General features: G+C 47.5%; 12 protein-coding genes. 8 read left to right on the forward strand and 4 right to left on the reverse strand.

What is annotated here, in order from left to right; translation table 11 throughout:
* The first annotated feature begins 8 nt into the window (after positions 1–8).
* The 6 genes from FN124_RS25215 (at position 9) to lpdA (ending at position 7,353) form a co-directional block, all read left to right on the forward strand.
* Positions 9–503, forward strand: coding sequence for a shikimate kinase (locus tag FN124_RS25215; RefSeq protein WP_142687572.1), 495 nt, complete (start codon positions 9–11; stop codon positions 501–503).
* 1 nt (position 504) lies between these two features.
* Positions 505–897 carry a DUF423 domain-containing protein gene (locus tag FN124_RS25220; protein WP_142687573.1) on the forward strand — a complete coding sequence of 131 codons (393 nt, stop codon included), beginning with the start codon at positions 505–507 and terminating at the stop codon, positions 895–897.
* Between the two features lie 13 nt (positions 898–910).
* Positions 911–2,335 carry an alpha/beta hydrolase family protein gene (locus tag FN124_RS25225; RefSeq protein WP_142687574.1) on the forward strand — a complete coding sequence of 475 codons (1,425 nt, stop codon included), beginning with the start codon at positions 911–913 and terminating at the stop codon, positions 2,333–2,335.
* Between the two features lie 21 nt (positions 2,336–2,356).
* Positions 2,357–4,996 (forward strand): DNA translocase FtsK, encoded by a 2,640-nt coding sequence (locus tag FN124_RS25230; RefSeq protein WP_142687575.1) that lies wholly within the window; start codon positions 2,357–2,359, stop codon positions 4,994–4,996.
* 132 nt (positions 4,997–5,128) lie between these two features.
* A complete protein-coding gene (gene lolA1, locus FN124_RS25235) occupies positions 5,129–5,788 on the forward strand; it encodes an outer membrane lipoprotein periplasmic chaperone LolA1 (protein ID WP_142687576.1) in 660 nt (219 codons plus the stop codon).
* Positions 5,789–5,946: 158 nt separating this feature from the next.
* Positions 5,947–7,353: a dihydrolipoyl dehydrogenase gene (lpdA, locus tag FN124_RS25240; RefSeq protein WP_142687577.1), complete on the forward strand. Its 1,407-nt coding sequence runs from the start codon at positions 5,947–5,949 to the stop codon at positions 7,351–7,353.
* A 61-nt stretch (positions 7,354–7,414) separates the two neighbouring features.
* Here lpdA and FN124_RS25245 read toward each other — a convergent pair whose 3' ends face one another.
* Both FN124_RS25245 and FN124_RS25250 read right to left on the reverse strand, forming a co-directional pair.
* Positions 7,415–7,759, reverse strand: coding sequence for a T9SS type A sorting domain-containing protein (locus tag FN124_RS25245; protein ID WP_142687578.1), 345 nt, complete (start codon positions 7,757–7,759; stop codon positions 7,415–7,417).
* Positions 7,760–7,810: 51 nt separating this feature from the next.
* Entirely contained in the window at positions 7,811–10,588 is a 2,778-nt protein-coding gene (locus FN124_RS25250) for a S8 family serine peptidase (RefSeq protein WP_185937369.1), read from the reverse strand.
* Between the two features lie 612 nt (positions 10,589–11,200).
* Between FN124_RS25250 and FN124_RS25255 the strand changes: the two genes are divergently transcribed.
* Entirely contained in the window at positions 11,201–12,025 is an 825-nt protein-coding gene (locus tag FN124_RS25255) for a M57 family metalloprotease (RefSeq protein ID WP_142687580.1), read from the forward strand.
* Between the two features lie 467 nt (positions 12,026–12,492).
* On the forward strand, positions 12,493–12,741 hold the full coding sequence (locus tag FN124_RS25260) for a hypothetical protein (protein WP_142687581.1): 249 nt from the start codon (positions 12,493–12,495) through the stop codon (positions 12,739–12,741).
* Between the two features lie 22 nt (positions 12,742–12,763).
* Here FN124_RS25260 and FN124_RS25265 read toward each other — a convergent pair whose 3' ends face one another.
* Both FN124_RS25265 and FN124_RS25270 read right to left on the reverse strand, forming a co-directional pair.
* A complete protein-coding gene (locus FN124_RS25265) occupies positions 12,764–13,474 on the reverse strand; it encodes a LytR/AlgR family response regulator transcription factor (RefSeq protein WP_142687582.1) in 711 nt (236 codons plus the stop codon).
* A gap of 3 nt (positions 13,475–13,477) precedes the next feature.
* Positions 13,478–14,548, reverse strand: a complete 1,071-nt coding sequence (locus FN124_RS25270; RefSeq protein ID WP_142687583.1) for a sensor histidine kinase — start codon at positions 14,546–14,548, stop codon at positions 13,478–13,480.
* Positions 14,549–14,569 lie beyond the last annotated feature (21 nt).

The raw sequence follows: 14,569 nt of genomic DNA on the forward strand, positions 1-14,569 counted from the left end.
CGTTATTTATGAAGATTTATTTACTCGGTTTTATGGGTGCCGGAAAATCCTATTGGGGCAAGCAACTGGCAGATCACTGGCAACTGCCTTACTACGACCTGGATGAGGTGATTGTAGAAGCGGAAGAAATGGCAATTGCCGATATCTTTGCTACCAAAGGAGAAGATTATTTCCGTGAGAAGGAAAGCCAGCTGCTGCGGGAGTTATCCAAACAGGATAACTTCCTCATCTCCTGCGGGGGAGGAACGCCCTGTTTCCAGGAGAACATGGATTTTATGAATGAACATGGCACTACCGTGTGGATCAATCCTTCCGTGGAAACCATGGTTGAGCGCCTGCAGCGCAAAAAATCCAAACGGCCGCTGATTGCTGACCTGGAAGATGAGGACCTGGTGGGATTTGTGGAAAAGAAGATGGCGGAGCGACTCCCTTTCTACCAACAGTCAAGGCATATAATTACATCGGATAATATTTCATTGGATACCTTTACGCAAAATTTCTGATATGCATAAGAGTTTTTTAGTTTGGGCAGCGGTATTAGGCGCATTGGCAGTGGTTTTAGGCGCATTTGGCGCGCATAAACTGAAAGAGCTGGTGCCTCCTGAAACCGTATCTACTTTTCAGACGGGCGTTACTTACCAGTTCTATCATGTATTCGCATTAATTGCTACCGGCATCTTATTTGCTCATGTGCCCGGCAGCCAGCTGGTATGGGCAGGCAGATGCTTTATTATAGGAATCCTGTTGTTCTCCGGCTCACTGTACCTGCTCACCATGCTTAAAGCTACCGGCAACGTAGGTTTAAGAGGTATCGGTATTATTACGCCCATTGGCGGCGTATTTTTTATAGCCGGCTGGATCTGCCTGCTGGCAGGTATTTTAAAGTTAAAAGCATAAAGCAGTCTTCTATATGTATAGCCGTTTATGGGTGTTGATAGTGATTTTACTGACCGGTTCAGTGACGATGGCACAGGATAATGCAAATATTGCCGGTAAATGGTATGGCACCTTCAAACTTTATTACGGCGATAAATACCGTATGATCATTGATCTGCAGAAAGACGGGACAGGCTATAAGGGTACCCTCCAGCTGCCGGAGATGTCGGACAACGATTATTTCGAACTGGAAACGGTGGTATACCGGAAAGACACCCTGCTGCTGCGTATTGATGCATTACGTTTTTCTTTTACCGGCGTATGGGATCCTGCTGTGAATCAATTCAGGGGTATTACGGGTTTTGCAGATGATCAAAGTCATTCAGACCTTGGCCGGAAAGAAATTACTGCTGCCGAAATGTATAAAAGGCCACAGGAGCCTAAACCACCGTTCCCGTATTACACGGAACAGGTAAAGTTCAATAACGTAAAAGACAGTGTTACCCTCGCCGGAACGTTTACCCGCCCCGCTGCGCAGGGCAAATACCCGGTGGTACTGATGCTGTCTGGCTCAGGCCCGCAGGACAGGAACGAGGAAATAGCCGGTCACAAGCTGTTCCTTGTACTGGCCGATTATTTTGCACGGAATGGTATTGCCTCCCTTCGTTACGACGACAGGGGCTTTGCCGGTTCTACCGGGGATTTTGACACTTCTGATATCTATGATTTTTCGCACGATGCCCTCACAGCGTTGAAGTATCTGAAAACGAGGAAGGATGTGGATCCTGCGCGTATAGGCTTACTGGGGCATAGTGAAGGGGCCGTGGTAGCGCAGATCACAGCAGCAAACAATCCGGCGGTGGCTTTTGTAATATCGATGGCAGGTGTGGGCGTGAGCGGCCGGGAACTGATAGACCAGCAATCGGCTGCCAAAGGAAAAATGGCCGGTAAATCGGATAGCCTGATCCTGGCAGACCAGGCACGCATGAAACCGTACTGGGACCTGCTGGCAAGCGACAGCGATATTGCTGTCGTAACGCCCAAAGCGCAGGAAATTTTGCGGAATATATACCGTAATTCAAGTGAAGACGTTAAGAAAGGACAAACAGAAGATGAACTGGTACGGGCATCCGTTATGAGACCCGAAACTATATCGTTATTAAGATACAAGCCGCTGACCTACCTCAAACAGATCAAATGTCCGTTTATGGCGATCAACGGTACGGCAGATATACAGGTGGAGGCCAACGCAAATCTGAAAGAAATTGAACGCGCATTGAACGAAAATGGTAATCTGCTCACAACAATCCGTAAGTTTGATGGATTAAATCATTTGTTTCAACGCTGCAAAACATGTGAAGTGAACGAATATGGAGAGCTGGAGCAAACCATTGATCCCCTGGTCCCCGCGTTTATGGCACACTGGATCTTACAGCTGCCGCCGCAGGAGGACAGGTAGTCCCAAATCTGAAATTATAATATGTCCAAGAATAAACTGAAAACTGAAAAACCGGAAAGCAAAAAACCACCTAAAGCCCCCGCAGCGAATCCTGATGTACTGAAAAAGGACAAGGAGCCCGAGGTAAAGGTGAAAGAGCTGGTGAAAGATGAACGCACTCACAAAGTACTGGGCGTGTTCTTCCTTTTACTGTCTGTTTATTGTTTTATAGCTTTCACTTCCTATCTTTTTACCTGGGAAGATGACCAGGATAAAATTTTCCATTATTCTACCAGGGAATTATTTTTTGGAGATGTAAAAGTAGATAACCTGCTCGGCCGCCTGGGCGCTTATGTGTCGCATAACTTCTTCTTTTATGGAGTAGGTATTGCGGCTTACCTGTTCTGTTACTTCTTTTTTATTATCGGTGTAAATTTCATCGTAGGCCGCCGGGTATTCCGTATCTGGCGCAGCATAAAATATATCCTGTTCGGGTTGCTGTTTATCAGTATGACCATGGCCTTTGCCGTGGGCGGTGGTGATTTCCCCTGGGGCGGCGCCCTGGGCGATGCGCTGAACAAATGGACCACCGGTTTTGTAGGTAAAACGGGAACAGCGCTGCTGTTGCTCGTGGTGGGCCTCTCCTGGCTTATCTGGAAATTCAATTTCGACTTTAAATGGCCGGAGAAAAAGGTGAAACCGCCAAAGCCCGTTCCCGCAGCGGCGCCGGCCGCCCCTGTAATGCAGCCTGCCACTGCGGCAGCCGCACCTGCCGCTTCAAAGGAAGACCCGCGCAGGAATGGCCTCCGCGAAGAAGGCGGCGTAATGGTGATCCCTCCCCATGCAGAAGAGGAAGAAGGCGAGGAGCTGCCGCCCATGCAACTGGTGGAAAGGGAAGACATTACCGTGATCCCATCCGCACACGCTGCCTACCTGCCACAGGAAACACCGGAGCCTTCCTATGAAAACGAGCTTCCGGTTGAGGAAGAAGAAGAGGAGGAGGAAGACCCGGGACCATTGCTGTATATAGAAGAAACACCTGAGCAACCACTGGCCCCCACAGGCAAAAAGAAAGGGGAGCCGGTAGAAGTGACCTTCGAAATAAAACCTACTTACCAGGACGAGGAAGATGAAGTGGAAGAAATAGCGCCGGTAAGGCCGGTGGAACCGGTGGATCCTTACGATCCGTCGCTGGACCTGAGGGATTACAAATTCCCGACGCTGGACCTGCTGGAGAATCATAATGCAGATAAAGTGATTGTACAGGATACCTCAGAACTGGAAAAGAATAAGAACCAGATCATTGATACCCTGAAGAATTACGATATTTCTATCCAGAAGATCAGCGCCACCGTAGGGCCTACCGTTACCCTGTACGAAATTGTACCGGCTGCCGGTGTTCGTATCTCCCGTATAAAAAACCTGGAAGACGATATCGCATTGAGCCTGTCGGCCCTGGGGATCCGTATCATTGCGCCTATTCCAGGAAAAGGCACCATTGGTATTGAGGTACCTAATGTGAAGAAGACCATCGTATCTCTCAAAAATATGCTGGCTTCGGAAAAGTTCCAGACCAGTACCATGGACCTGCCTATTGCCATCGGCAAAAAGATCGACAACGAAAACTTCATTGCCGACCTGGCGAAAATGCCACACCTCCTGATGGCAGGTGCTACCGGTCAGGGTAAATCCGTTGGTATCAACACTTTGCTGGTATCTTTGCTGTACAAAAAGCATCCGTCACAGCTGAAGTTTGTGCTGGTGGATCCGAAGAAAGTGGAGCTGTCGCTGTACAAGCTTATTGAGAAGCATTTCCTGGCTAAATTACCAGGCGAGGACGACGCTATTATTACCGATACGAAGAAGGTAATTCATACCCTGAATGCGCTTTGTATTGAAATGGACCTGCGTTACGACCTGCTCAAGGAAGCCGGTACCCGTAATATCCGTGAATACAATAATAAATTCACCCAGCGCCGTTTGAACCCGCTGAAAGGCCACCGTTACCTGCCGTTCATTGTGCTGGTGGTGGATGAGTTTGCGGATCTGATCATGACAGCGGGCAAGGAAGTGGAGATGCCAATTGCCCGTTTGGCCCAGCTGGCCCGTGCCGTGGGTATCCACCTGATCATTGCCACGCAGCGCCCGTCTGTAAACATTATTACCGGTACTATCAAGGCCAACTTCCCGGCCCGTGTAGCCTTTAAGGTATCTTCCAAAATAGATTCCCGTACTATCCTGGATATCGGCGGCGCCGAGCAGCTGATAGGGCAGGGGGATATGCTGGTTTCCTTCAACGGGGAGCTGGTGCGTTTGCAATGCGCCTTTGTGGATACGCCGGAAGTGGAAAGCGTTGCTGAATTTATCGGTAACCAGAAGGGCTATCCTGATGCCTTCCTGCTGCCGGAATATGTGGATGATAAAGACCCGGATGGCCGTGAGCTGAGTATTGCAGACAGGGATCCGCTGTTTGAAGAGGCTGCCCAGGTGATTGTTTCCACCCAGCAGGGCTCCACTTCGCTGCTGCAACGCAGGATGAAGCTCGGGTATAACCGGGCCGGACGTCTTATGGATCAGCTGGAAGCCGCCAATATAGTGGGCCCTAACATGGGGAGCAAGGCCAGGGATGTGCTGGTAAAAACGGAAAGCGAGCTGAACGAAATCCTTAATAATTTGTTATAATATGTTAAAGCCGCCTGAATTTATTACCCTTTTTCAGGAAATATGATCAATTTTGCACCCTGTAAAAACCTACACGGCTATACCGGCATGGCATTTGTCTTTGTTGGATAGCACAAACTAAAAAAAACTACGATGAAGAAATTTGTATTAACCGGAATGTTGTTGAGTGGTATTATTTTCAGCGGCATGGCACAATCCAGGGGCGCTTCAGATCCAAAGGCAAAAACCGTTCTGGATGGTGTTAGTAATAAATTCAAATCATTAAAAACAGTAGTCGCTAATTTTGTATTAAAGATAGAAGGCGCCAATAACAGTGTAACTGATTCTAAAAAAGGGATCGTTTATCTTAAAGGGGCCAAATATAAAGTAACACTGCCCGGACAGGAAATTATCAGTGATAACAAAACCTCCTGGACATATGCGAAAGATGTGAATGAAGTAACCGTAAATAACGTGGATCAGAGCAGTGGCGCCATGACACCGGCCAAACTGTTCACCAACTTCTACGACAAGGATTACCTGTATAAACTGGAACCTGAAAGTACTGAAAAAGGAAAGGTATTACAGAATATAGAGCTTACGCCTACAGATAAATCCAAGAACATTTTTAAAGTGATTGTTTCCGTAGATAAAAAGAGCCAGAGCATTGCCAAAATGAAGGTGTTTGAGAAGAATGGCAATCATTATACCTACGAAATCACCAATTTCACACCAAATACCAACCTGAGCGATGCTACCTTTACTTTTGACGCCAAGAACTATCCCGGCGTGGAAGTGGTAGATCTCCGCTAGTATAAGATTTTCATTATAAAGGCCACCGGAGCGCAGATAACCGCGGTAAATACAACAAATTACCGCCGTTGTTTCCGCTCCGGTGGCTTTTTGCAATAGGCTTTGTGCTTTCTGCTTATTTATTTACCTTTGGCAAGTTCAATTTAAAATTAAACAATATGGCATACGACGTAATCGTAATTGGTAGTGGGCCCGGCGGATATGTGGCTGCTATCCGTGCTTCTCAGCTGGGATTTAAAACTGCAGTAGTTGAAAGAGAGAGTCTGGGTGGTATCTGTTTAAACTGGGGCTGTATTCCAACGAAGGCTTTGTTAAAAACGGCACAGGTTTTTGAATATACGCAGCATTCAAAAGATTATGGTATCACTGTAAGTGATGCAAAGGTGGATTTTGAAGCGGTGATCAAACGTAGTCGCGGTGTTGCCGATAAAATGAGCAGGGGCGTTCAGTTCCTCATGAAGAAAAATAAGATCGACGTGTTAATGGGCAATGGAAAGGTAAAATCCAAAGGCCAGGTGGAAGTGACCGATAAAGATGGTAAAGCCACTGTACACGAAGCAAAACATATTATTCTGGCTACAGGCGCACGTGCACGTGAACTGCCTAACCTGAAAATTGATGGTAAGAAAGTGATCGGCTACCGTGAAGCCATGGTGCTCCCACAGCAGCCTAAATCCATGATCGTTGTGGGTTCCGGCGCTATCGGCGTTGAATTTGCTTACTTCTACGCTACCCTGGGCACTAAAGTAACCATCGTTGAGTTCCTCCCACGCATCGTACCGGTGGAAGATGAGGATATCTCCAAAGAACTGGAAAAAATATACAAAAAGAAAGGCATCGAGATCATGACCAACTCCTCTGTGGAAGCAGTGGAAGCAAGTGGTAACGGTGTAAAGGCAAAAGTAAAAACCCAGACCGGCGAAATCACCCTGGAAGCAGATGTGGTACTGAGCGCGGTAGGTATCGCTGCCAATATTGAAAACATCGGCCTGGAAGGATTGGGTATCAAAACCGACAAGGGCCGTGTACTGGTAGATAAATATTACCAGACAAATATCCCGGGCGTTTACGCTATCGGTGATATGGTTCCCGGCCAGGCGCTTGCACACGTAGCTTCCAAAGAAGGTATCGTTTGCGTGGAAGCCATCGCATACAATGAAAAGAAATATGCGCACAAACCAGAGCCACTGGACTACATGAACATTCCGGGCTGTACTTATTGCGCACCTGAAATTGCTTCTGTAGGTTATACTGAAAAAGCGGCAAAAGAAGCCGGTTACGAAGTGAAAGTGGGGAAATTCCCCTTCTCTGCTTCCGGTAAAGCTTCTGCAGCCGGCGCTACTGAAGGTTTTGTAAAAGTGATCTTCGACGCTAAATACGGCGAGTGGTTAGGCACGCACATGATTGGTGCTAACGTTACTGAAATCATCGCTGAAACAGTGGTAGCGCGTAAGCTGGAAACTACTTACCAGGAGGTGCTGGATTCCATCCACCCTCACCCAACTATGAGCGAATCTGTAAAAGACGCTATAGAAGTAGCTTACGGCGAAGCAATTCACCTGTAATTTTTACCTCATTGTAAGTATAGAAACAGCTGTTCCGGTTTACCGGAGCAGCTGTTTTGTTTTAATGGATCATTAATCTGTGATGATGAGTTTTTCGGTGGCCGTTTGATTGCTGCCGCTTGCCCGCAAATAATACACACCAGGTGTGGTACTCCAGTCTTTTCGCCCGTAAAGTGGCAGTCCTGTTTTTCTGCATATCCCGCATATGTACCGGTGCGCCCTGGTTGTTATAGATCATTATCTGTACGTTGGTGTTGTTCCTGAATCCCAGTAGGGTAATTGTAAACTCGTTGCTTACAGGGTTGGGATAAATCCGGATGCCGGCATCGCTGCCTGTTTTTGATGCGGTAGTAGTTAATACGCCGGTATCTGCAATCGCAAGGCTAATGGTACCATTGCAGGCCATCCCAGCGCAAGAAATACAGCTACCACCGGAATTTTCGCATGCCTGCAGCCGCTAGTTCTGTTTCACCACTTGTGTGGAATAGATCCGTTTATTATCTGCATAAATACTACAGTTATAAATACCATTCGCCAAACGCTGCACTTCTACTGTTTCCTGGGTGGCTTCCAGGTTTCGCTGCAATACTATCCGTCCGCTCATATCTGTGATCACCAGCCTGCGGCTGCGCATGGTGCCATCCAGAACAGTGAACTGGTTGCTCACAGGGTTTGGAAAAAGCAGGATATGGTTATCTGCAATAATGGTTACTGTTACAGGATCCGCATAAATAGCCTGTCCGCTGCTGGTAAGTAGTTTTACACGATAGCGCAGCAATCCTTCCGGCGCGCTGTTGTCGAGATAATTAAAGTTCATAGCGTTGCCAACAGGCTGTTGCTCCAGCGTTACCCAGCCTTCCCGGGTTAACCGTTCCCAGTAAACCGTTTGCAGCTGCCAGGTGCTTCCGAGTGTAAGGGATAACGCCACTTTATTGTCGGTGGTAGGATCAGCCAGCAGGGTTTGTACATAGCATCCAACGCCCTGTTGTGTATAGTTAACGGCATAGCTGCGAAGGCCGGTCCACCCGGCGGGGGCAACAGGGCTTACCGCAAAATATAGCGATGAAGCGGTTGCTTTGGGAATGAAGATGAAGGTATCGCGTACCTGCCGGTAAGGCGTCAGTTCTGTATTGCCCATGGTGTACAACTGGTAAGCTGCAGCGCCGGGCAGCCCGTTCCAGTATAGCAGCACCGTATCTGTACAATTGAATCCTGCGCGCATGGTGAGCAGCGGTGAAACATACAGGGTTGGGCTGATAAACGAGGTATCCGTTAACGTTAGTTTCAGTATCACCGGACCGAAAATATCCGGCGCCACCCATTTATATTGCCCGTTTTCCACTGCAATGTTCTGCACAACAGGCAGCCAGGTATGGCCACTGTCGCTGCTGTAGAAGAGATCACTGTTACCCTTATACGTAGTTTGCCATTGCAGTGGCAGTAGCTTGCCGGCGGCCGTTACAGCGCCGTTTGCAGGGTTTTGCCACTGGAAAGTGCTGGCAGGAATCATTTCATAGGCCAGGTAAAAAGATTGTGTACCAGCTGTCACCTGTGCGCCGGATACGCTTATCCGCATATTGCCCGCTGCGGGATGTTCAATGCTGATCTGTTCTGTATTGTTGATGCTGTCCCTGCCGCGCGTTGCGGGCAGCTTCAGGGAATCGGCCGATGGATAGGTGCTCAGTATCCAGGGCTGCCACGATTTACCATCGGAAGTAGTGGCGGTGATATCAAGATCGTTTATAAGCGCTTTAACGGCGTTTACTGCGGCTGGCGGATCATTCCAGCACAAGGTTACTTTTACTTCCTGTATGCCCTCCGGAATGGCGATATTGAAGGTGGCAGCTGTATGGTTGCTTACATTGCCCTGCAACAACCGGTTATCCTGTATCGTTTTTATGGCAGCGAAGGCATGGAGGCTGCCATATCCGCTGCTAAACGACGGATGTACATCTGTCGCCCGCGATGCACTGTTAATAATCACCGCTTTAAGAAGGGCAGAGGGGGCGGCGCTGCCATGCAGCATGCGCCAGGTATCCTGCAACAGGGCCATTACGCCGCTGGTAAGCGCTGCGGCACCGGAAGTGCCGTCTTCACCATATGCAGTAACATGCGGCACTATACGGCCATCATAAGCAGGGCCTTTGGAGCTGAGGCCCATTAGCCGGGTGGCATCATCAGTACCGCCGGCTACAAGGATATTTTTTGCCTGCTTGAAATTGCCGGATAAATTAGCGTAGCCGGCAATGCCCTGGTAACGGCCGCCTGCCGCGGGCGACGTTCCAATATTACCGGAAGAATATACATGCACGATGGTATCTGATGTATAGATCTGCTGATCGTAAGCCGCTGCTTCTGCACCATAATAGTTTTCGATGTCGGTACCATAGGAATGGTTTTGCACGGTGGCACCGGATTGATGATAGTAAGCGTCTTCATCAGGGAATAAACTGCTGTTGTAATCAGATGAACTGAGCTTTACCCCGGGCGCGGCACCTTTGCCGCCGGCGCCGCTGTTGCCCGCACCGCCAATCAGCGTGGCCATGATCAGGGCGTGGGCGGTTTTAAGCGTAGAATTATAGGAAGATGGAATGTACCGTCCCTGTAAATCGATGTCTGTTGTATCAAATATATCCTCTTTAACGGAAACGGTTACACGCTCGCCTGTGATAAGGGGAAACTGCTGTTGTGCAAATGTGATCCTGTTCAATACCATGTTGCCGGTATTGATAATGATTTCAGGAGAGGGGCGCCGGATAAGGTCTGCAAACTGTATAACCGGCTGACTGATAAACGAGGGCCAGTCCTGCTTTTTGACCTTTACTACAGCCACATGGTATTGGGTGGAGTACGACTGTACCCGTGCATATGCCAGTTGTTTTTCTGAAGGCATGTATGATACCTGTATGAGGATGCTATCCTGTGCAGTTGTTTTTTCCAGTTGCTGTAACAGGTGAATACTTGCTTTGAAATTATACCCCGCGCTGTAACAATACAGAATAGTACTATCGTTTGGCGCATGTTGTAATATATAATGATAACGGGAAATCGGTTGCATAAGTCCCAATTGCCGCAGTTGCCGTTCATCCGGGAGCTTTGAAAACTTCACCAGGAATGGCCCGCTTTTCCGTTGCATCGAAAACGTATCTGTAGCGTATCGTTGCACCATGCTGTCTGTATAGTACTGCTGCTGCGCTTTTGCATAGCAATAATAACATAACTGCAGAAGCAGCATTAGCCATATTTTAAAGGTTTTTATCCGCATGGAGGCGTTGGAAAATGGTATGTGATCCTGGTTTAGTGTTGCCACCTAAAGCTACTGTATTTAGTTTTTCAACACAATTTTTTATCATCTCTACAACAAAAATTTTTTTTAAGTAAAACGAATGTTGTAATATTGAAACAGGAAATCCTTATGATAAAATTCAACAAAATCTGAGCAACGATCTGTAAACTGTTTCACGAACAACCAATTTATAGCGCAAATCTGAATCACCGGAACAACCGGTATTACTGAATCACTACCAATCCATTAAAATCTGATGCTATGCTATAGCAAGGCATATTAGCTATTGTATGTACCCGAAAACGAGAGTACTGTGTAATCGTAGTTTTCAGGAAGATAGTCAAAGCTAAACGATTGCATTTGCAGCAGGAGAATGAAAAGCAGCTGTGTTCCAGGATGCAGCGTTATAGCCGTTTTATACCTGATCCGGCCGCAGAGCAGTATGGCATTTAGTGTTGTTAACAATTGCTTGTTTACAAGAACAGGCGAAAGGATATCTTTTTTTTAAACCTAAACCGAAAATCTGATTTTTTTTTCTAAACAAAACCAAAAATCTGAACTATGAGAACACAATCAATTCCAGTACTCTGCTGCATGGCAGCGGCCTTCCTCTTTGCGTCCTGTCAGAAGAACGATGCAAAAAAAGAAGTGCAGCCAGATCCTGTATCAGCAGAAGTGCTAGCCCAGATCAAAGCAAACGGCTTCAGTACGGAGAACGTGGTAAAAACCGAGGATGGTTACCTGGTGGAAGGTGACATCCTGCTTACAGCTGAACAGCTGAAAGAATCAGTTAGCAGTCCTGTTTTAAGAATCGCCAAAACAGAGCAGTACCGTACCAATTACCTGGTAACAGCACTGCCCCGCGTTATCAGGATTAAAGTAACCGGTCTTGGTACCGCTTTTATTGCTGGTACAGACACGGCTATTGCGCGTTACAACAGGTTAGGATTACGTATGACCTTTCAGCGTGTAGCCAGTGGCGCTGCTGAAATTACGATCAAGGGTTTCAACCAGGGACCAAGCGGTGGTTACATTACACTGGGCTCTTCCGGGTTCCCTACCAGCAGTGGCAACCCTTACAGCACGATTAAAATGAACACAAACCAGTATGCGTATGGATCTAATCCAAACGTACTGTATGTGGGCTCTGTGATCCAGCATGAAATTGGTCACTGCATTGGTATGCGCCATACCGATTACATGGACCGTTCCTACAGCTGTGGCGGTACTCCAACAAATGAAGGTGCAAGCAACATAGGTGCAGTGTATATTCCGGGCACCCCATCCGGACCGGATGCCAACTCCTGGATGTTGGCCTGCTCCAATGGCGGAAACCGTACGTTTAATGCCAATGATATTATTGCACTGAATTATCTGTATCACTAATCGTTGCATGAGCTAATCTGTTGACGTATTTCCGGGGCCGGAATTTTTTACTGCAGGGATGGATTTCCTTCGAGTTCTTTGCTGAATTAAATTTCCTGTGGTCATCTGTTCTGCCCCGGAAATGCTATTCTCCGGTACATAATGCCTGTTCATCTATCTTTTTTGTTGATCTGTTACAGAATAAAAATCTTTATAACAGATCAAAAATGATAAGGTGGAAAACACCCGTAAACAATTCCTGAAACAACTGTTCATCAGTGCTACGGCTGTACCGGTGGCACCCCATTACATATCATCATCAGTGTACTGAACACGAACAACAGCTGTAAGCCACTTGCCAATGCGAGGTGCGACATCTGGCACTGTGATAAGGATGGTTATTACTCCGGTTACAGCAACCACGGATACCTGGGCACCCAGGACAACACAGCTCTTGTTTTCTGCAGGGGATTGCAATCGCTAACCTGGTGCCCGGTGCATGGGACACACACGGCAATATACAGTTGGCGTTTGAGCGGCACCAGTTTAAAATAATCAGCTCCAGCATTCACGACAGGCAGCAGCACAAAGTGGCCATACTATATTACACGCCCCCATTGCGGCTGCACAGGGTAACAGGCGACTACTTATTGCTGGGGCTTAATGATACCACAGATACGTTCATTTTGAAACTGAACGACGATATCTTTATCTGTAATTATAGTGAGGAATCCTGAAATTAAGATCAAACTAATCATCCTAACCCTGGGTCAGACAAAATCCGTTCTTCCATTCGCGGATAAAATCGCTGTAACTATCGCTCACGGGCAACTCTACCGATGAGCTGAGCCTGACCTTGCGGTTACCCACTGACTTCACTTTATCAACAGCAACAATATAACTGCGGTGTATCCGCCGGAAGCGGGACGCCGGCAGCTTCTCCTGCATTTTTTTAAGTGTCATCAGCGTTAGCACCGGCGCCTGTTGGGCGAGGTGTATCCGGACATAATCCTCCAGGCTTTCTATGTAAATAATTTCGTGGAGGGGAATTTTCACCATGTGATAAGATGAATGTACCACGAGACTTTCTGTTTCCACCGGCAGCAGCTGTTGCTGGCAATGCTGTTGTGCTTTCTGCACGGCTTTTTCAAAACGCCGGAAAGGGATGGGCTTCAGCAGGTAGTCGATCGCATCAAGCTCAAACCCATCGAAAGCATATTGCTTATAGGCGGTAGTAAAAATAATCATGGGGTGGGGATCCAGTCCCCTGGCCAGATCCAGCCCATTGATGTCAGGCATGTTGATATCGAGGAACAGGAGATCCACCCGGCTATGCCTCAGATATTCTGCTGCGGAAATGGCATCAGTGAAAGTATGCAACAGCTTCAGCCAGGGAAATTCCTGCGCATAGGTTTTGATAACCTGTATAGCAGGCGGCTCATCATCTATCACTATGAATTTAATCTCCATCAGTTATACCTGTAATTGTAAAGAAATAGCGTAGGCGCCGTTGTCTTCGCTGATCTGCAATTCATACTTGTCGGGGTAAAGGTGATCCAGTCTTTGTCTGGTGTTGGCAATACCAATACCGGTGCGGTTTGTATCCGGTGTTATCCTGAATAATTTATTGCTGCAATAAAAATGGATACTGTTATCTGATGTTTGCAGCAGGATATTAATTTCTGATGGTTCATGATTGCTTACCCCGTACTTGAATGCGTTTTCGAGGAATGGCAGCAGGACCAGCGGGGCAATGCATTTGATGCCCGGGCTGCCGGTGACAGCAAAATTGACCTTTGTTTTGGTAGTGAGCCGGAGTTTCTGGAGATCGATATAATCCCGCAGACATTCAATTTCGCTTTCCAGCAGCACATAATCATCCCTGGTATCTTCTGTTACATAGCGCAGCATGTTGGACAGTTTCATGATGCTCATGGCGGTGTTATCGCTGCGGGTGATAGCGAGGGAGTAAATATTGTTAAGGGTATTGAACAGGAAATGCGGATTGATCTGGGCCTTTAGGAACGATAGCTCCGCCTGTGTTTTCCGGGTTTCTGCATACAGTGCTCTTTTTTCGGTTTGGCGCCAGCGGTGGGTGGTTTCAATGGCGATACTGAGCGCAATGGTGAGCAGGAAAAGGAAATCGCTCACAATATCCACCCGTACGGGTGGCTCCATGGCTTCCGGCCCATGGCCTTCCGGGGGCATTGGCGGGCGCCACCTGGTTTCCCCGTGTGGATGCCGCAGCCTGGAAAACAGGTGGTCGTAGGGGCGCATATAGTTCACCATCACCAGTAACAGCAGCACAGAAAGGAAATAAAGGATGTACTGTTTCCGGAAATACAGCCTGGGAAATAGAAAAGTAGTATGAAAATAGAACAGTGCTACATACGTTACCAGGAACACCAGGTAATCTGTTGAGAATAAGATGGAGAGTGCTTTACGGTCGCCTGTTTGCCCGCTGATGAACAGCAGGGGTAAACCCAGGCATATCAACCACCCCGTGATGTGTGCGATTACTACCGAAGATTTTAAGCGGAACATTTGCGACAGATAGATATAGGG

The organism is Chitinophaga polysaccharea, from assembly GCF_902150045.1.
In the GTDB taxonomy this organism is placed as follows: Bacteria; Bacteroidota; Bacteroidia; order Chitinophagales; family Chitinophagaceae; genus Chitinophaga; species Chitinophaga polysaccharea_A.